This is a genomic window from Serratia sp. (in: enterobacteria) (assembly GCF_052400455.1).
Classification (GTDB): domain Bacteria; phylum Pseudomonadota; class Gammaproteobacteria; order Enterobacterales; family Enterobacteriaceae; genus Serratia; species Serratia ureilytica.
The window spans coordinates 3,963,588-3,980,167 of sequence record NZ_CP185812.1; the positions used below are offsets into that span (position 1 = coordinate 3,963,588).

Here is a 16,580-nt window from a genome sequence, read left to right on the forward strand (position 1 = left end):
CCGTTCACACCACCACAGTTGGGGAGGCCGCCTCCCCCCAACGGCTATTGTACCGGCAGCGCCGCCCCGTGCGCCGCGAAGTGCGTCAGCGCCTCGCCTTCCATACGATAACGCACCCACTCGCCCTGCGGCTGCGCGCCGATGCTGAGGTAGAAATCGATGGCCGGCTGATTCCAGTCCAGCACGCTCCACTCCAGGCGGCCGCACTGCCGCTCGCACGCCAGTTGGGCAATGTGCCGCAGCAGCGTTTTACCGGCGCCCGCGCCGCGATGCTTTGGCGCCACGTACAGGTCTTCCAGATAGATGCCGTTTTTACCCAGCCAGGTGGAGTAACTCATAAAGAACACCGCATAGCCCGCCGGCTCGCCGTTCACCGTACAAATCAGCGCTTCGGAACAGGCGCCCGGCCCAAACAGGCTGCGTTCGATGTCCTCCACGCTGGCCCGCACCTGCTCGCGCGCCTTTTCGTACACCGCCAGCTCGATAATCATATCCAGAATCAGTTTGGCGTCGCTTTTTTGCGCCGGGTAAATCTCAATGGTCATGGCAAGTCCCGTGTGAGTTGATGGTCGTGCTTGCCAGCATACAGCGCCTCTCATGCTGCATGAACGGCATTTTCATCAACAGGCAATGAATATCATGCATCTGGATTTGAAACGCCTCGCTCTCAACCTGCCGCGGGTGTTCGAAGCGGCGTTATAACGCGGGTTCGCCGATCGGCAGATACCCCTGCCACAGCGGCCGGGCCGGTTCGCCGTGCGGGTTGGCGCGCAGATGAACGTGGTAGCCCTGCAGCGCCTGCAGCAGCAGGCAGTCGTCCACCTCGGCCAGGTCATCCTTGTGCTGCTGCGCGCTGTCCGTCAGCAGCGCCCGTTTGGCTTTCTCCTTCGCCTCGTCGGCGGAGCGCGCCACAAAAAGGCCGAACTGGTGCAATTCCGCCAGCTCATCGCTGCGGTAGCCGCCCACGTTGACGAAAAACAGCCTCTCTTCGCCGGCAAACGGCGCAGGCTCCAGGCTCACGTCGTAACCGTCCGCCCAGTCGATGCGCGCATAGCCGTCGACATGCACCTTACGCTTATCGCCGAACCACTTTTCACGCAGCAGCGGATACGCTTCTTCCGGCCGATCCGCCGCCGCGAACTGCACGTCGTGCAACTCAATATTGGCGCCCGGCGCCGTACCGCCCACATAAAACATCAATAATCCCGGCATGTTAGTTTGCTCTCTCTGGTAATAATCGCTGTATAATTTAATACATAACGAAACACCTGCCAACGGCGGCGCCATTCTGTGTTATCAATAGATGAGGTTTAATCTGTTGTGGAGGAACGCATGGCATTCAATATCGGTGATTTTGTACAACGCACCACCGGCGGCCCGAAGATGACCGTGGTGGCGATCGACGGCGAAACCCTGGTTTGCAGCTGGAATGAACTGGGTAAAGAACAGCGTACGGAGGTGCAGGCCAACGAGGTGGCGCTGTACCACGAAGACGGCGATTTCGGCGTCTGCTGAATGATCGGGGCGCGCCCCGCGCCCCGTTATCGCCTCAGGCGCGAATGTCCTGGTAGGCTGGGGTGGTATCGAACTCATGCTTGGCGAACGGGCACAGCGGAATGATTTTACGCTGCTCCGCGCGCATTTTCTCCACCACCAACGCCACCAGCTTTTTGCCGACGCCCTGCCCCTTCAATGACTCATCCACCCAGGTGTGATCGATAATGGTCAGCTTGTCGCCGCTCGGCACGAAAGAGATCTCGGCGATCAACTTGCCGTGCTCGTCATTGATATAAAAACGCTTCTCGTCCGCCAGTATTTTATGATCCATATTATTTCTCCCTATATTTCAGTGCGCCGCTGGGGCAAGTATCGATAACGCGTTTCACTTCGGCCGCGTCGGCATTGTCCGGCATAATCCACGGCCGGCGATTCAGGGTAAAAATAGCCGCGTTGCCACGCACGCAGTTGGCGGAATGGCGGCATATCGCGCTGTTAAAATAAACGTCAATCTTGTCGCCGGAATAACGGCGGTAACCTGCGGCGGTCAATTCTTCATCCATCATGGCCTCACATTGCCCGTTTTATTGTTTTTGCTCCAGGCTCAAGTATAGGCAATGCCGTCGGCTTCACCACGCGTCTCACCCAACGAAAAAAGTGGCGCAACCGCCCGTCGCCGCTAGAAAAAACCGTAAATTGTTCTAATCTTTATTCAGCAAGACAACATAATTCCGACAGTGGCTAAGGAGTTCGAAATGGGTGATAGCTCAAAAGACGGCGTAATTCTGCTGTCCCGCATTCTACTGATGGTTCTGTTTATCATTTTCGGCTGGATGAAACTGGTCAACTTCGGTGCGACCGTCACGGCGATGGAAGGCTATGGCACGCCGATGCCTTATTTGGCGGCGATTGTCGCCGTGGTGGTGGAGTTTATTTTCGGCATCGCGCTTATTCTCGGCCTGTTTACTCGCCCTATCGCGGTCATTTTTGCCCTGTATGTGTTGGGCACCGCGTTTATCGGCCATCCGTTCTGGAAAATGACCGGCATGGAAATGATGGGCAACGAAATCAACTTCTTTAAAAACATCAGCATCATTGGCGGTTTGCTGCTGCTGGCGGTGACCGGCGCCGGCCGTTATTCGCTGGACTATAAAATATTTAATAAATAATTCATCGATGGCCGGCGATATGCGCCGGCCATTTTATTTCGGCTATCCTTTCACCGGCTGCGCTTGGCGTGACGTTCAAAGTTTTCCGCCCTGGCCTGCGCCGATTTACGCAGCGTGACATAGCAGGCGCCCTCGCCGCCGTCGCGCGGTAAGGCGCGGCAAAACGCCTGCACCTGTTCAAACTGCGCCAGCCATTTGGCGACGTAACTGCGCACGATATTCGGATGGCTTTCGTTCTGCCGCCCGCGGCCGTGCACGATCAGCAGCGAACGCAGGTTTTGCGCCTCCGCCTGCATAATGAAGCGGAACAGCGCCTGCCGGCTGGCTTCAACCGGCTGACGCAGCAGGTTCAGCGACGCCTGCGGCGGGTAACGCCCGTTGCGTAGCTTGTCCAGCACGCCCTGCTGAATGCCTTCCCCTTTGAACTCCAGCGGCCGATCGCAGGGGATCACCTCGAGGAAATCGGTGCTGAGGAAGTTTTCCTGCCGCAGCCGCTGCGCTTCGCGCCGCGCGCTTTTGTCCACCGCCTCCTGCGGCTTGAGGTACAGCGTCTGCCGCCTGCTCGCCAGCGGCACCACGTCTGCCATCGCCTGTTCAAAAAAGTCTTTTTCCTGCTCGCTCATGTTCCACCTCTCTTGAACGGCAGCCTTTACGGCCGGGGATGGGGACGATTGTAAGACGCCTTGGCGCGGTTGCAAGCCAGGAATTGTCAGCGGCATTTGTCTCAATTGTCGTCAACGGGTGAGCTTGCGAGCAGTTTTCGCTATACTGCTAAGCCATCATTGAGTGCCGCAAAGGATCGAGCCCATGACAATGCGCGAGCTGGAAATCCAGTTTCAAAATGCGATGAATGAGTTGCAGAGCAGCTTCGAACGGCAACACCGCGAATGGCAGCGGAGCTACCAGGCGCTGCAGCAACTGCTGGAAGAAGCCAAACAGCGCGAAGCCGCGCTGCGGGCGCAGAATGAACAACTGGCGCGCAAACTGAGCACCGCCAGTTCGGTGCCGGAGCAGCATGCGCTGGTCAAGCAGATCAAAATGCTCGGCGCCCATCTGGACGCGCTGGCCAAAGACGCGGCCACCTTCAATCACCACCTGCGCCAACAGAGCGCGGTCGGTAATTTCAGCGGCGAACAGCATTGATAGCGGGCGCTGTCGCACAGCGCCTCCCGCCCCTCTTCTGGCGTACTGAGAGTGTAATAAAGCCTAAATGACCTGGATCATCCTCGCCGCCCTGATCGTCGTATTCATCATCGGTTACCGCATTTTGACGTCCGACACCCGTAAAGCCATCGATTCGCTGGCCCATCTGCTGAGGGTCAAACCGATGCTGATCGAATCGATGATCCAGGAAATGGGCGGCCGCCAAAGCCAGACCTTTATCCGCATGCTGAACAACGGCTATACCGAAGAGATGCACCAGGCCGCTTACCTGCTGTTCATCTACCTGACGTTCATCAAACAGGCGGACGACGAGCAGATTGGCCATTGGCGCGACGTGCTGCTGCGCGCCGGGCTGTCGCCGGAGCTGCACGCCGAGCACACCGAAGCGGCGCTGTTTTACTTCGCCGAGTTGGATATCGATGCGTTTGAACTGGCGCAGTTCCGCCGCGCCTACAACGAGCGTTTCAACCGCGAAGCGTTGGCCCACGGCTGATAGCGTCCCCCTGGCGGGGGACCGTTTACAGGAACATGCTGTAGAGGTAACGCGACAGCGCTTCGCGCGAGCTGAAGCCGTGTGCGATGCCGTAACGCTGATTCGGCGCGTCGCTGCTTAAATCCAGGGGAAATTCCAGATATTGCTCGCTGGTGCGCACCGGCGAGGTCGGCGTGGCGAAATGCACGCTTCTCTCTTTCAGCGCCGGGTGGATCACCAACGCGGTTCTGCCCATCCGCGCTTCGCGATTCACATACACGTAGTGTGCACCCTTGCGGTAACCATAGGCCTGATCGGTGACATAATCACGCTCAAAGCCGGTATTCTCCAACACTTTAGCCACTTCATCCGGCCGTAAATACATCGATTCCTCCTCTCATTCTGGACCGCTGAGCGACCTTACCGTAATCATTCACCGAAACAATGATTTTCTGGGGAGGAATCCGGGTTTCGGACTATTCCTGAATCAGGCCCGGCTGCGCTGCAGCAGGCGCAGAGTGAGCAACACCCCGAGCGCCACCAGCAGCGCCGCCGCCAGATAAATCGACGGCACGCCCGCCTGCCCGATCAGCAGCCCGGCCAGCGGGCCGGTGATGCCCAACGCCAGGTCGAGGAACGCCGAATAGGTACCGAGCGCCGTGCCCTGATTCTGCGGCGGCACCTGTTTCACCGCCTCAACGCCCAGCGCCGGGAACACCAGCGAAAAACCGGCGCCGGCCAGCAATGCGCCGGTTTGCACCATCCAGGGCTCGATGGCCTGCCAAATCAACAGCAGCCCGACGATCTCAACCAGAAACGACGCCAGCGTCACCTTCAACCCGCCGTGGCGGTTGATGACATTGCTGAAGATCAGGCGAATGCCGACGAAGGCGCAGCTGAACAGCGTCAGCGAAAACGCCGCGCCGCTCCAGCCTTTGTCGGCGTAGTAAAGGGTGATGAACGTGGCGATCACGCCGAAGCCGACGGTGCCCATCGCCAGCCCGAGACCATAGGCCCAAATGCGGCCGAACACCGCGCGAAAGGCGATGCGTTGCCCGGCGGCGATCGAGACGTCCGGCTTGCCGCTCGCCAACAGCAGCGCCACCGCGACCGCCAGCACGATCAGCGCCGCCACCCCGGCCAAGCCCCACTGCTGATTCAGATACACGCCGAGCGGCGCGCCGGCCGCCATTGCGCCGTAGGTGGCGACGCCGTTCCAGGAGATCACCCGCGCGGTGTGCATCGCTCCAACCCGGCCGATGCCCCACAGCGTGGAACCGGTGCTGGCGAAGCTTTCGCCGACGCCGAGAAACACCCGCCCCACGCACAGCAGCAGCAGGCTGAGCCACGGCCAGCCGTCAACGCCGAACGCCAGCGCGTAAAACAGGCCGCTGGCGCCGCAGCAGGCCAGGCCGAACAGCACCACCTTCTTCGGCCCCAACTGATCGGCGTAACGCCCGGCGTGCGGGCGGCTGAACAGCGTGGCGAAGTACTGCGCGCTGATGATAAGGCCCGCCAGCACCGAGTTGTAGCCCAGGTGGTCATGCACAAACCCCGGCAACACCGCCAGCGGCAGGCCGATGGTCAGGTAGCAGACGAAGGTGAACATCACCACGGACAGAATGCGTCGGTTCAGTTGGAGGTTATTTTCTGCGGTCATCGAAGGTGGCTCGCATCGGACGGGGTAGACAGAGATTGCCAGCATACCCCGATGGGATCTGATGATAAATGAGAGAGTGATAACGAATTATTATTTCGCTAATGATTTTGCCGCCACCCGCGCGCGCAGAAAATCGATAAACGCCCGCACCTTCTCCGGCACGTGGCGGGTGTTCGGGTAGAGCGCATAGATGCTCTGCTCGGGGAAACGGTGATCCGGCAGCAACCGTTGCAGCCTGCCGGCGTCGATGTCGGGCTGCGCCAGCCACGCCGGCAGCAGCGCCACCCCGGCGCCATGCAGGGCGAACGCCAGCAATGCCGCGGCGCTGTCGCCGGTGAGCGTCGCCGCATCCGCGACCTTGAACAGCACCGCGTCGCGCTGCGGCGTGACCACCTGCCAGCTGAGGGGCGAACTGAGCCGGCTGTGGGCGATCCACTGCGCCTGCGCCAGATCCGTCAGCGAATGAATCGGCCGCTCGGCCAGATAATTCGGCGCCGCCACCGGAAAGATGGCGAAGCTGTCGATCAGCGCCGCGCGGTGGCTGGAATCCGCCAGCTGGCCCAGGCGGATCGCCACGTCGAAGCGCTCAGAGATCAGATCGGCATGATAAGAGGAAGACACATGCTGGATGCGCAGCCGCGGATGCTGCCGCGAAAACGCCGCCAGCGCCGGCACCACCACCTGCGCGCCATACTCAGGCGTGCTGGTGATACGCAGCACGCCGCTCAGCCCGTGATGATCGCGTCGCACGTCGTCGAGCACGTTCTCGGCCTCCTGCAACAGCTGCAGGCTGCGCTGGTAGAAGCGTTCGCCGGCATCGGTCAGCGACAATCGGCGGGTGCTGCGCGCCAGCAGTGACACCCCCAGCTCATTCTCCAGCTGCTTGACGTTAAAGCTCACCACCGCCTTGGTTTGCCCCAGCGCCGCCGCCGCCGCGGTAAAGCTGCCCGCTTCCACCACCGCCGCGAAGATCGCCAGACGCTGCAAATTCAGCATTTCGCCGCCCTTATTGTCAAAATCATTTTGACAGTGTAATCGCCCGCCGCCGATTTATCCGCACTTTTCCCCCCGATACACTGCTCGCCTTCAACCGGAGGCACCATGTCTTATCGCAGCAAAGTGGCAATCGTCTATCTGCTCGGCTTTTTCGTCGATCTGATCAATATGTTTATCGCCAACGTCGCCTACCCCGCCATCGGCCAGGCGATGGCGGCGTCGGTCAGCCAGCTGGCGTGGGTCAGCAACGGCTATATTCTCGGCCTGACGCTGGTGATCCCGCTCAGCGCCTGGCTGGCGCAGCGCATCGGCGGGCGGCGGGTGTTTCTGCTCTCGCTGGCGCTGTTCATGCTGGCCACCCTCGGCGCGGGCAACGCCGACAGCATCGGCGCGCTGATCGGCTGGCGCACCCTGCAGGGCATGGGCGGCGGTTTGCTGATCCCCATCGGCCAGACCCTGACCTATCAGCTGTACCGCAGCCATGAACGCGCCGGGCTGTCGGCCGCCATCATGTTGGTGGGGCTGCTGGCGCCGGCGCTGTCACCGGCGCTGGGCGGCTGGCTCGTCGATCGGTTGGACTGGCGCTGGGTGTTTTTCGCCAACCTGCCGCTGGCGGCCCTGGCCCTGGCGCTGGCGGCGCTGTGGCTACGTGCGGAAACGCCGACGGCGGCGTGCAAACCGCTCGACGCGACAGGATTACTGAGCGCCTGCGCGGCGCTGACGCTGCTGCTGCTCGGCCTGACCCGGCTGAGCGAAGCCGGTCATCAGGTTTCCGGCGCGGCGCTGCTGGCCGCCGGGCTGCTGGTGCTGGCCTATTATCTGCGCCATAGCCTGCGCACCCCGCAGCCGCTGCTGAACCTGCGGCTGGTCGGCGATCCGCTGCTGCGCAACGCCATGGCGATTTATTTGTGCATTCCCGGCCTGTTCATCGGCGTCAGCCTGGTGGCGATGCTGTATTTGCAAAACCAGCTGGGGATGCCCGCCGCGCAGGTCGGCGGCCTGATGCTGCCCTGGGCGCTGGCGTCGTTCCTGGCCATCACGTTGACCGGCAAAAGCTTTAATCGCCTCGGCCCGCGGCCGCTGCTGATCGCCGGCTGCCTGTTGCAAGGCGCCGGCATGCTGACGTTGGCGCAGATCGATCAGGCCGGGCAGCACGCGTTGCAGATCGCCGCCTTCGCCCTGATGGGGTTCGGCGGCAGCCTGTGCAGCAGCACCGCGCAGAGCAGCGCGTTTCTGCAGATCCCCGACGGCCAATTGGCGGACGCCAGCGCACTGTGGAATATCAACCGCCAGCTCAGTTTTTGCCTCGGCGTGGCGCTGCTCAGCCTGCTGCTGAATCTGCTGCTGGCCGTGTTGCCGCCCTCGGCGGCTTACCGAACCTGCTTCATTCTGGCGGGCGCCAGCACACTTATCCCGCTGTTGCTGTGTCTGCGCCTCGCCAACCGCGCCATCGTGCGCCAACTCAACGCTCAACAGGATGCTTTATGAACCCGTATTTTACCGAAGTGATCGACGCCCACATCGCCATTGAACGCTGGCTGGGCAAAGGCGCCGGAGAGGAGCAAGCGCTGCTGGCGCGCTTTACGCCGGATTTCAGCATGATCGCGCTGAACGGCGCCCCGCTGGATTTCACCGCGCTGTGCGCTTTTTTCCGCGCGCATCGCGCCGCCAAACCGGGACTGGAAATCGAGATAGAAGAGATGAAGCTGGTGGCCGAATGGCCGACGGGTGCGGTAGTCAGCTACCGGGAAAAACAGAGTCTGCCGGGGCAAAGCGCCACGCTGCGCTACTCCACGGTGGTGTTTGAACGCCTGCCCGACGCGCTCGGCTGGCGGCATTTGCACGAAACCGCCGCGGCGCAATAATTACAGGAAGCTGCCGGCCAGAAACAGTTCCCAACCGACGATCACCCCGCACAGGGTTACCGCGCTGAAAATGACTTCAAACAGATAGCGATGGATCATCGTGCGTCGCCTCAAAAGAAGACACCCGGAAAGACCGGGTGTCTGGAATACGGGCTGTAGAGTGCGGAACCTTGTCGGTTCCGCAAACATCACTTAATTAAGCTTTTTTACCGGCTTTTTTGTGGTGTTTTTTAGCGGCCTGAGCTTTCTGCACTGGCGCTTTTTTGTGGTGTTTTTTAGCAGCCTGGGCTTTCTGAGCTGGCGCTTTTTTGTGGTGCTTTTTAGCGGCCTGAGCTTTCTGGGCTGGCGCTTTTTTGTGGTGCTTGGCTTTCTTGTGGTGCGTTGCTTTAGCTGGCGCTTTTTCAGCAGCAGCCGCTGGCGCAGCGGTAGTGGTGGTCGCAGCTGGCGCGGTGGTGGTAGCCGGAGCAGTAGCTGCAGTATCAGCAGCGAAAGCAACAGAAGACAGACCCATAGTGGCAGCAACGATCAGCGCTAATACTTTTTTCATCTTTAAATCCTCAGAGTGTTGTTTCGGTAAGCTCCGGTGGAGCCGTTGAAACAGATACTAGTGGAATCAAACGGCCGTTTCCGTGAGTGATTGGTTTCGCCGAGTAACCAAATGTACAAAGCCCAGGTGCCGGCAAACACCTGCGTGACGGCGGTTTTTTTCCGTGATCGGCCACACAAATCTCGGCATGGTCTACACTTAAAAGACATGTGTCGAAATGGAGAGCTGAATGTTTAAGAAAGCGGAAAGAACAGAACGCGATATCGATCAGGATGTGACTCTGTTGGCCGATACGCTGGATGAAGTGTTGCGCGAGTCCGGTGACAAGACCAAAGAGGAACTGAAAGAGCTGCACAGCAAGGCGAAAGGCGTGCTGCGCGACGCGCGAGCGCGATTCAACGGCTCCACCAGTCTGACACAGCATGCGCGCGACGCGGTCGATCAAGCCGACAGCTATGTGCGTGACAAACCTTGGCAGGGCGTAGGGATCGGTGCCGCCGTCGGCATCGTGCTCGGCGTGCTGCTGGCCCGGCGTTAACACCCCTGCAGTCATAAAGATAAAACAGATGTGCGTCTGGCCCGCGGAAATCGCGGGCCGTTTAATTTTAGCGAAACAGCTGCGCCAGCCCCTGTACCGCCCGCTCCGCCTCCTCTCGCCGGCTGAAATTGGCGAACCCCAGCAGTAACCCTTGTCCCGCCGGATGGTCGATTCGCCAGTCAGACAACGCCTGCACCGCCAGCCCCTGCTGCCAGGCTTGCGCCGCCAACGGCGCATCCGCCAAGCCGTCGCGCAGCCGGGCCAACAGCTGGATGCCGCCCTGTTGCGGCACCGTCGTCAGCCACGCCCCCAGCTGCCGCTCCAACGCCAGCGTCAGCCACTCGCGCCGCTGGCGGTACAACGGCCGCATGCGTTTCAGGTGGCGATAGAAATGCCCTTGCCGGATAAAATCCGCCACGCCGGCCTGCAGCAGCGGCGGGCAACCGCAGCCGCGCAGCCGACTGCTGCGCGCAAAGGCCTCCGTGAGGCCGACGGGCACCACTAAATAAGCCATGCGCAGCGCCGGGAACAGCGTTTTGCTGAAGGTGCCGGCGTACAGCACCCGCCCCTGAACATCGAGGCTTTTCAGCGGCGGCAGCGGCCGCCCGTGATAGCGAAACTCGCTGTCGTAGTCATCCTCGAGGATCCAGGCCCCGCGCTGCTGCGCCCAGTCGAGCAGCGCCACCCGCCGCGCCAGGCTGAGCGAGACGCCGAGCGGGCTTTGATGGGTCGGCGTCACCACCGCCAGCCGCGCCTCAGGCGCCGTCAGCATACCCGCGGCCACGTCCATGCCCTGTTCATCCACCGGCACGGCGACCGGCCTGACGCCGGCGGCTCGCAACAGCGGGCGCGTGACCGGATAGCCGGGATCTTCGATCCATACCGCGTCGCCGGCGTGCAACAGCGTCTCCGTCACCCAGTCCAGCAACGCCGGATAACCGGCGCAGAGGAAAATTTGCTCCGGCCGGCAGCTGATGCCGCGCGACAAATGCAGATAATGGGCGATCGCCTCACGCAGTTCAGGCAGGCCGCCGGCCGGCGGCAGCGCCAGGGAAGCCGCCGTGGAACCGCGCAGCTGGCGGGCGACAATGCGCTGCCACAGCGCCCGAGGAAACGCATCCAGCGCCGGCACGCCCAGTTGGAAAGGCTGCAGCATGCCCTGCGGCTGCAGCGGATCGGGCGCTATCGTCGCCAGCGGCGGCGCAGCGGGCATTGCGCCCGGCGGCATGTGCGGCAACTGCGGCGAGACATAGGTGCCCGCCTGCCCCCGGCTCTGCAAGAAACCTTCGGCAATAAGTTGCGCGTAGGCGCTTTCCACCGTGGCGCGCGCCACGCCCAGATCGCTCGCCAACCCGCGCACCGAAGGCAGCCGGCTGCCCGCCGCCAGGCTGCCCTGGGCGATGGCGTCTTTAATCCGCTGGTAAATCTGCCGGTACAGCGGCTCGGCGAGCCGGCTGTCCAGCCGCAATGAAGTCAGGAACGGCGGCATCATGGCCCGGTTAAATAATCATTTTATGGCCCTATAGCATAGACCATAAGGCCGCTAAAGTAGCGCCATGATTTCGTTACTATCGATTGAGGTTGACCATGATTAAGCAACGTTTGAACTATGCCGAGCTGGCGCCCGCCCCGTACAAAAATATGGTGAGCGCGCTGATGGCGCTGGAGAAAGGTGCCCTGGACAAGGCGACCATCGAGTTGATGTTTATGCGCGTTTCGCAGATCAACGGCTGCGCCTACTGCCTGGACATGCACGGCAAAGCGCTGCGCGAAAGCGGCTTCAGCCATGCCAAGCTGGATACGCTGGCGGGCTGGCGCGTCAGCCATGAATTCAGCGAGCGCGAACGCGCCGCGCTGGAATGGGCCGAGTCGGTTACGCTGATCGCCGCCACCGGCGCGCCAGACAGCGCTTTCGAGGCGCTGAAAGCGCACTTCAGCGATACCGAGATCGCCGATCTTACTTTCGCCATCAGCATCATGAACGCCTTCAACCGGCTGGCCGTCAGCATGCGTCAGTAATGCGCTCGCCTCCCCCTCTTGACTCTGAGGGGGAATTTCACACCCGCAAAAATTTTTCCCCTCGCCTTTTCCAGCCCCGGCGCGGCCTGCGCGCAAAACCCGACAAAACACCATATATAGCGTGGTTGATAAAACAAATATCAACATATAGTATTTTATCTATCAGCCGCAGGGAATGTTGTTCGGCTGATAACGCCGTCAGAAACGCCAGGAACAATGCTCCGTTCTCTGACTTGTCCGCCTTTCCCTCAGCTTAAAGGTAAATGCGAATCATGAGCATTATTATTTACAGTAAGCCGGACTGTGTCCAGTGCAACGCCACCTATCGCGCATTTGATAAACAGGGGATTGATTATCAGGTGATCGACCTCACTCAAGATCCGCAGGCGCTGGACCACGTTAAATCCTTAGGTTATCAGCAAGTTCCGGTGATTATCGCCGGTGACGATCACTGGGCCGGTTTCCGGCCGGACAAAATCGGCGCGCTGGCGCTCACCTGCTGAGGCCCGACGATGAATCCGCTGGTCTATTTCTCCAGCAGCTCGGAGAACACCCACCGATTCGTTGAGAAACTGGGCCTGCCGGCGATCCGCATTCCGATCGCCGGCGCCCGCAGCAAATTGCTGATGGAACAGCCCTATATCTTGATCGTGCCCAGCTATGGCGGCGGCAGCGCCGTCGGCGCGGTGCCGATCCAGGTGATCCGCTTTCTCAACGTTCCGCAAAACCGTTCATACCTGCGCGGCGTCATCGCCGCCGGGAACACCAACTTCGGCGCAGCATACGGCATCGCCGGCGACATCATCGCCAAAAAATGCCAGGTGCCTTTCTTGTACCGCTTCGAGCTGCTCGGCACTACGCAAGACGTTGAAAACGTTAGACAGGGAGTAACCGCATTTTGGCAACGACAGAACTGACCAGGCCCGAGACGGGCGCGCTGGATTACCATTCGCTCAACGCGATGCTCAATCTTTACGATGCGGAAGGCCGGATCCAGTTCGATAAAGATCGGCTGGCGGCGCGGCACTACTTCCTGCAGCACGTCAACCAAAACACCGTGTTCTTCCATAACCTGGAGGAAAAGCTGCGCTATCTGGTGGAAGAAGGCTACTACGAGCCGCAGGTGCTGGCGCAGTACGAATTCCCGTTTATCAAGCAGCTGTTCCAGCAGGCCTACGCCAAAAAATTCCGCTTCGAGACTTTCCTCGGGGCCTTCAAGTACTACACCAGCTATACGCTCAAAACCTTCGACGGCAAGCGCTATCTGGAACGCTACGAAGACCGGGTGTGCATGGTGGCGCTGACGCTGGCGGCGGGCGACACCGCACTGGCGCAGGATCTGGTGGAAGAGATGATTTCGGGCCGCTTCCAGCCGGCCACGCCGACCTTCCTCAACTGCGGCAAACGCCAGCGCGGTGAGCTGGTCTCCTGCTTCCTGCTGCGCATCGAAGACAATATGGAATCGATCGGCCGGGCGGTGAACTCCGCGCTGCAGCTGTCGAAACGCGGCGGCGGCGTGGCCTTCATGCTGAGCAACATTCGCGAGGTGGGCGCGCCGATCAAACGCATCGAGAACCAGTCCTCCGGCGTCATTCCGATCATGAAAATGCTCGAAGACGCCTTCTCCTACGCCAACCAGCTCGGCGCGCGCCAGGGGGCCGGCGCGGTGTATCTCAACGCCCACCACCCGGATATCCTGCGTTTTCTCGACACCAAGCGGGAAAACGCCGACGAGAAGATCCGCATCAAAACGCTGTCGCTGGGGGTGGTGATCCCGGATATCACCTTCGAACTGGCGAAGAACAACGAAGAAATGTACCTGTTCTCGCCCTACGACGTCGAACGGGTGTATGGCACGCCGCTGTCTGAAATCAGCGTCAGTGAAAAATACCGCGAGATGGTGGACGACAAGCGCATCCGCAAGTCGCGCATCAACGCGCGCGAGTTCTTCCAGGTGCTGGCGGAGATCCAGTTCGAATCCGGCTACCCCTACGTCATGTTCGAGGACACGGTCAACCGGGAGAATCCGATCGCCGGGCGCATCAACATGAGCAATCTGTGTTCGGAAATCCTGCAGGTCAACCGCGCCAGCACCTATCACGAGGATCTGAGCTACGATCGCATCGGCAAGGATATCTCCTGCAACCTCGGCTCGCTGAACATCGCCAAAACCATGGACGCGCCGGACTTCGGCAAGGCGATCGAGACCGCGATCCGCGCGCTGACCGCGGTGGCCGACATGAGCGATATCCGCTCGGTGCCGTCGATCGCCGAAGGCAACCGCAGCGCCCGCGCCATCGGTCTGGGCCAGATGAACCTGCACGGTTACCTGGCGCGCGAGCGCATCTTCTACGGCTCGGAAGAAGGCATCGATTTCACCAATCTCTATTTCTATACCGTGGCCTATCACGCCATCCGCGCCTCGAACCGGCTGGCGATCGAACGCGGCGGCGCGTTCGACGGCTTTGAGCACTCGCGCTATGCCAGCGGCGAGTACTTCGACAAATACACCGAACGCGACTGGCTGCCGCAGACCGAGCGGGTGCGCGAGCTGTTCGCCGCCGCCGGCATCGCCATTCCGGGCCGCGATGAGTGGCGCGCGCTGCGCCAGTCGGTGATGATGCACGGGCTGTACAACCAGAACCTGCAGGCGGTGCCGCCGACCGGTTCCATCTCGTACATCAACAACGCCACCTCCAGCATCCATCCGATCGTCTCGCGCATCGAGATCCGCAAGGAAGGCAAGATCGGCCGCGTTTACTATCCGGCGCCGTACATGACCAACGACAACCTGGCGTATTACCAGGATGCCTACGAGATTGGCCCGGAAAAAATCATCGATACCTATGCCGCCGCGACGCAACACGTCGATCAGGGGCTGTCGCTGACGTTGTTCTTCCGCGATACCGCCACCACCCGCGACATCAACCGCGCGCAGATCTACGCCTGGCGCAAAGGCATCAAAACCATTTACTACATCCGCCTGCGCCAGATGGCGCTGGAAGGCACCGAGGTGCAGGGCTGCGTGTCCTGCGCGCTGTGAGGCAACTTATGACGACCGTAACATCGGCGCCGCTGGTGCGCGCCATCAACTGGAACATCATCGAAGACGACAAGGATCTGGAGGTGTGGAACCGCCTGACCTCCAACTTCTGGCTGCCGGAGAAGGTGCCGCTGTCCAACGATATCCCCTCCTGGGCCACGCTGACGCCGAAGGAGCAGCAGCTGACCATTCGGGTGTTCACCGGGTTGACGCTGCTGGACACCATCCAGAACACCGTCGGCGCGCCGGCCCTGATCGCCGATGCGCTGACGCCGCACGAAGAGGCGGTGTACTCCAACATCAGCTTTATGGAGGCGGTGCACGCCCGCTCTTACAGCTCAATCTTCTCTACCCTGTGCCAAACGCCGGACGTGGATGACGCCTATCGCTGGAGCGAGGAAAACCGCGCACTGCAGAAGAAAGCCGGCATCATTCTGGCGCACTACCGCAGCGACGATCCGCTGCTGAAAAAAGTCGCCAGCGTGTTCCTCGAGTCGTTCCTGTTCTATTCGGGCTTTTACCTGCCGATGTACTGGTCCAGCCGCGCCAAGCTGACCAACACCGCCGATCTGATCCGCCTGATCATTCGCGACGAGGCGGTGCACGGCTACTATATCGGCTATAAGTTCCAGAAAGGGCTGGAGAAAGTGGACGCCGCACGGCGCCAACAGGTGAAAAATTTCGCCTTCGATCTGATGCAGGACCTGTACGACAACGAGGTGCGCTACACCGAGGAACTGTACGACGGCGTCGGCTGGACGGAAGACGTGAAGACCTTCCTGCACTATAACGCCAACAAAGCGCTGATGAACCTGGGGTATGAAGCGCTGTTCCCACCGGCGATGGCGGAGGTCAACCCGGCGATCCTGTCGGCGCTGTCGCCGAACGCCGACGAAAACCACGACTTCTTCTCCGGTTCAGGGTCGTCCTACGTCATCGGCAAGGCGGTCAACACCGAGGATGAGGACTGGGATTTCTGAGGACATGACAGAGATGCCGGTCTTTCAGGCCGGTATCGTGCATTCAATACCCTTGTTCTTTCTGACTGCGGATCGCCAGAACAAACGCCGTATCGATATCAGGAATGTATTTGTAGAGCGCCAAATAACCGCGAGCTTGCTGCCCAATAATCAATTCACGCAGCCCTGCGCCAAGGGACCGTCCGATCAATGGATTATGTTCCAATACCGCAATTGCCTGGATGATTTCCTGAATGCGCCGCCCTGAATCCGCAGCGCCATACTGAGCCAAATGAGCGAGAATACGTTCGATATCATCCCTGACCTCTGGCGCCAACTCGACATTTGCCATCAGCGCCCCAATTTTTTAACCGGAGGTTTGACAGCGGCAGTATCACCCGCTGCGTAATTTTCCAAATAACCGCGCATCTCTTTCCAAGAGACCGTCTCTCCCGTCGCAATTATCTTGGCATAGCGTTTTTCCGCTTCATTCTCAAAGTCGCGGCGCAACTCTTCCTGCTGCGTTTTCTCCGCTATTGCCTGCAAAATAAAGCTGTGAGACGTTACGCCAACCTGCTCGGCGACGGCAGCGACTCGGGCTTTAAGCTCATCTGGAATACGAATGGTCGTCGTCGACATAATCGCTCCTCA

24 protein-coding genes are annotated in these 16,580 nt (G+C 60.4%); 12 read left to right on the forward strand and 12 right to left on the reverse strand.

Annotated features, from left to right (window positions below):
- Positions 1–44 precede the first annotated feature (44 nt).
- Together ACORQT_RS19200 and ACORQT_RS19205 are read right to left on the reverse strand one after the other, a co-directional pair.
- Positions 45–545 carry a GNAT family N-acetyltransferase gene (locus tag ACORQT_RS19200; RefSeq protein ID WP_033651602.1) on the reverse strand — a complete coding sequence of 167 codons (501 nt, stop codon included), beginning with the start codon at positions 543–545 and terminating at the stop codon, positions 45–47.
- Between the two features lie 151 nt (positions 546–696).
- Entirely contained in the window at positions 697–1,212 is a 516-nt protein-coding gene (locus tag ACORQT_RS19205; RefSeq protein WP_033644138.1) for a DUF1543 domain-containing protein, read from the reverse strand.
- A gap of 120 nt (positions 1,213–1,332) precedes the next feature.
- Between ACORQT_RS19205 and ACORQT_RS19210 the strand changes: the two genes are divergently transcribed.
- Positions 1,333–1,515, forward strand: a complete 183-nt coding sequence (locus ACORQT_RS19210) for a YodC family protein (protein ID WP_016929823.1) — start codon at positions 1,333–1,335, stop codon at positions 1,513–1,515.
- A gap of 34 nt (positions 1,516–1,549) precedes the next feature.
- Here ACORQT_RS19210 and ACORQT_RS19215 read toward each other — a convergent pair whose 3' ends face one another.
- Both ACORQT_RS19215 and ACORQT_RS19220 read right to left on the reverse strand, forming a co-directional pair.
- A complete protein-coding gene (locus ACORQT_RS19215; RefSeq protein WP_033644139.1) occupies positions 1,550–1,828 on the reverse strand; it encodes a GNAT family N-acetyltransferase in 279 nt (92 codons plus the stop codon).
- A gap of 1 nt (position 1,829) precedes the next feature.
- Positions 1,830–2,060 (reverse strand): (4Fe-4S)-binding protein, encoded by a 231-nt coding sequence (locus ACORQT_RS19220; protein WP_016929825.1) that lies wholly within the window; start codon positions 2,058–2,060, stop codon positions 1,830–1,832.
- A 192-nt stretch (positions 2,061–2,252) separates the two neighbouring features.
- Here ACORQT_RS19220 and ACORQT_RS19225 point away from each other — a divergent pair, with 192 nt between their 5' ends.
- Positions 2,253–2,666, forward strand: a complete 414-nt coding sequence (locus ACORQT_RS19225) for a DoxX family protein (protein ID WP_016929826.1) — start codon at positions 2,253–2,255, stop codon at positions 2,664–2,666.
- A 50-nt stretch (positions 2,667–2,716) separates the two neighbouring features.
- Here ACORQT_RS19225 and smrA read toward each other — a convergent pair whose 3' ends face one another.
- Positions 2,717–3,289, reverse strand: a complete 573-nt coding sequence (gene smrA / locus ACORQT_RS19230) for a DNA endonuclease SmrA (protein ID WP_033651604.1) — start codon at positions 3,287–3,289, stop codon at positions 2,717–2,719.
- 184 nt (positions 3,290–3,473) lie between these two features.
- On the opposite strand from smrA, the gene ACORQT_RS19235 reads away from it, so the two are divergent.
- Both ACORQT_RS19235 and ACORQT_RS19240 read left to right on the forward strand, forming a co-directional pair.
- Complete coding sequence (locus ACORQT_RS19235; protein ID WP_033644141.1) at positions 3,474–3,809, forward strand: MbeD/MobD family mobilization/exclusion protein; 336 nt, start codon at positions 3,474–3,476, stop codon at positions 3,807–3,809.
- Positions 3,810–3,876: 67 nt separating this feature from the next.
- Positions 3,877–4,323, forward strand: coding sequence for a DUF1198 family protein (locus tag ACORQT_RS19240; RefSeq protein WP_033644142.1), 447 nt, complete (start codon positions 3,877–3,879; stop codon positions 4,321–4,323).
- Positions 4,324–4,348: 25 nt separating this feature from the next.
- On the opposite strand, the gene ACORQT_RS19245 is transcribed toward ACORQT_RS19240, so the two are convergent.
- The 3 genes from ACORQT_RS19245 to ACORQT_RS19255 form a co-directional block, all read right to left on the reverse strand.
- Positions 4,349–4,687: a DUF2002 family protein gene (locus tag ACORQT_RS19245; RefSeq protein ID WP_042785237.1), complete on the reverse strand. Its 339-nt coding sequence runs from the start codon at positions 4,685–4,687 to the stop codon at positions 4,349–4,351.
- A gap of 102 nt (positions 4,688–4,789) precedes the next feature.
- On the reverse strand, positions 4,790–5,962 hold the full coding sequence (locus tag ACORQT_RS19250) for an MFS transporter (RefSeq protein WP_197801928.1): 1,173 nt from the start codon (positions 5,960–5,962) through the stop codon (positions 4,790–4,792).
- A 90-nt stretch (positions 5,963–6,052) separates the two neighbouring features.
- On the reverse strand, positions 6,053–6,958 hold the full coding sequence (locus ACORQT_RS19255) for a LysR family transcriptional regulator (RefSeq protein WP_042785239.1): 906 nt from the start codon (positions 6,956–6,958) through the stop codon (positions 6,053–6,055).
- A 105-nt stretch (positions 6,959–7,063) separates the two neighbouring features.
- On the opposite strand from ACORQT_RS19255, the gene ACORQT_RS19260 reads away from it, so the two are divergent.
- Both ACORQT_RS19260 and ACORQT_RS19265 read left to right on the forward strand, forming a co-directional pair.
- Entirely contained in the window at positions 7,064–8,446 is a 1,383-nt protein-coding gene (locus tag ACORQT_RS19260; protein ID WP_072627098.1) for an MFS transporter, read from the forward strand.
- Complete coding sequence (locus ACORQT_RS19265) at positions 8,443–8,823, forward strand: DUF4440 domain-containing protein (RefSeq protein WP_004928958.1); 381 nt, start codon at positions 8,443–8,445, stop codon at positions 8,821–8,823. Before ACORQT_RS19260 ends, ACORQT_RS19265 begins: the two co-directional genes overlap by 4 nt.
- A gap of 196 nt (positions 8,824–9,019) precedes the next feature.
- Here the strand turns inward: ACORQT_RS19265 and asr are convergent, their stop codons facing one another.
- Entirely contained in the window at positions 9,020–9,370 is a 351-nt protein-coding gene (gene asr, locus ACORQT_RS19270; protein WP_004928953.1) for an acid resistance repetitive basic protein Asr, read from the reverse strand.
- A 229-nt stretch (positions 9,371–9,599) separates the two neighbouring features.
- Between asr and ACORQT_RS19275 the strand changes: the two genes are divergently transcribed.
- Positions 9,600–9,908, forward strand: coding sequence for a DUF883 family protein (locus ACORQT_RS19275; RefSeq protein WP_004928950.1), 309 nt, complete (start codon positions 9,600–9,602; stop codon positions 9,906–9,908).
- Positions 9,909–9,975: 67 nt separating this feature from the next.
- On the opposite strand, the gene pdxR is transcribed toward ACORQT_RS19275, so the two are convergent.
- Entirely contained in the window at positions 9,976–11,400 is a 1,425-nt protein-coding gene (gene pdxR / locus ACORQT_RS19280) for a MocR-like pyridoxine biosynthesis transcription factor PdxR (protein WP_072627097.1), read from the reverse strand.
- 95 nt (positions 11,401–11,495) lie between these two features.
- Here pdxR and ACORQT_RS19285 point away from each other — a divergent pair, with 95 nt between their 5' ends.
- The 5 genes from ACORQT_RS19285 (at position 11,496) to nrdF (ending at position 15,950) form a co-directional block, all read left to right on the forward strand.
- Entirely contained in the window at positions 11,496–11,927 is a 432-nt protein-coding gene (locus ACORQT_RS19285) for a carboxymuconolactone decarboxylase family protein (RefSeq protein WP_015378864.1), read from the forward strand.
- A 272-nt stretch (positions 11,928–12,199) separates the two neighbouring features.
- Complete coding sequence (locus ACORQT_RS19290; RefSeq protein WP_033644148.1) at positions 12,200–12,430, forward strand: redoxin NrdH; 231 nt, start codon at positions 12,200–12,202, stop codon at positions 12,428–12,430.
- A 9-nt stretch (positions 12,431–12,439) separates the two neighbouring features.
- Positions 12,440–12,844, forward strand: a complete 405-nt coding sequence (gene nrdI, locus ACORQT_RS19295) for a class Ib ribonucleoside-diphosphate reductase assembly flavoprotein NrdI (protein ID WP_004928930.1) — start codon at positions 12,440–12,442, stop codon at positions 12,842–12,844.
- The gene (nrdE, locus tag ACORQT_RS19300; protein ID WP_071845116.1) at positions 12,826–14,970 is read left to right on the forward strand and encodes a class 1b ribonucleoside-diphosphate reductase subunit alpha; all 2,145 of its coding nucleotides are present in this window, start codon (positions 12,826–12,828) and stop codon (positions 14,968–14,970) included. The genes nrdI and nrdE overlap by 19 nt, the downstream gene beginning before the upstream one ends.
- Before the next feature lie 8 nt (positions 14,971–14,978).
- Positions 14,979–15,950 (forward strand): class 1b ribonucleoside-diphosphate reductase subunit beta, encoded by a 972-nt coding sequence (gene nrdF, locus ACORQT_RS19305; RefSeq protein WP_033639549.1) that lies wholly within the window; start codon positions 14,979–14,981, stop codon positions 15,948–15,950.
- Positions 15,951–15,993: 43 nt separating this feature from the next.
- Here nrdF and ACORQT_RS19310 read toward each other — a convergent pair whose 3' ends face one another.
- On the reverse strand, positions 15,994–16,281 hold the full coding sequence (locus ACORQT_RS19310) for a type II toxin-antitoxin system RelE/ParE family toxin (RefSeq protein ID WP_033639548.1): 288 nt from the start codon (positions 16,279–16,281) through the stop codon (positions 15,994–15,996).
- Positions 16,281–16,568: a CopG family ribbon-helix-helix protein gene (locus ACORQT_RS19315; protein ID WP_033639547.1), complete on the reverse strand. Its 288-nt coding sequence runs from the start codon at positions 16,566–16,568 to the stop codon at positions 16,281–16,283. Before ACORQT_RS19315 ends, ACORQT_RS19310 begins: the two co-directional genes overlap by 1 nt.
- Between the last annotated feature and the right edge of the window lie 12 nt (positions 16,569–16,580).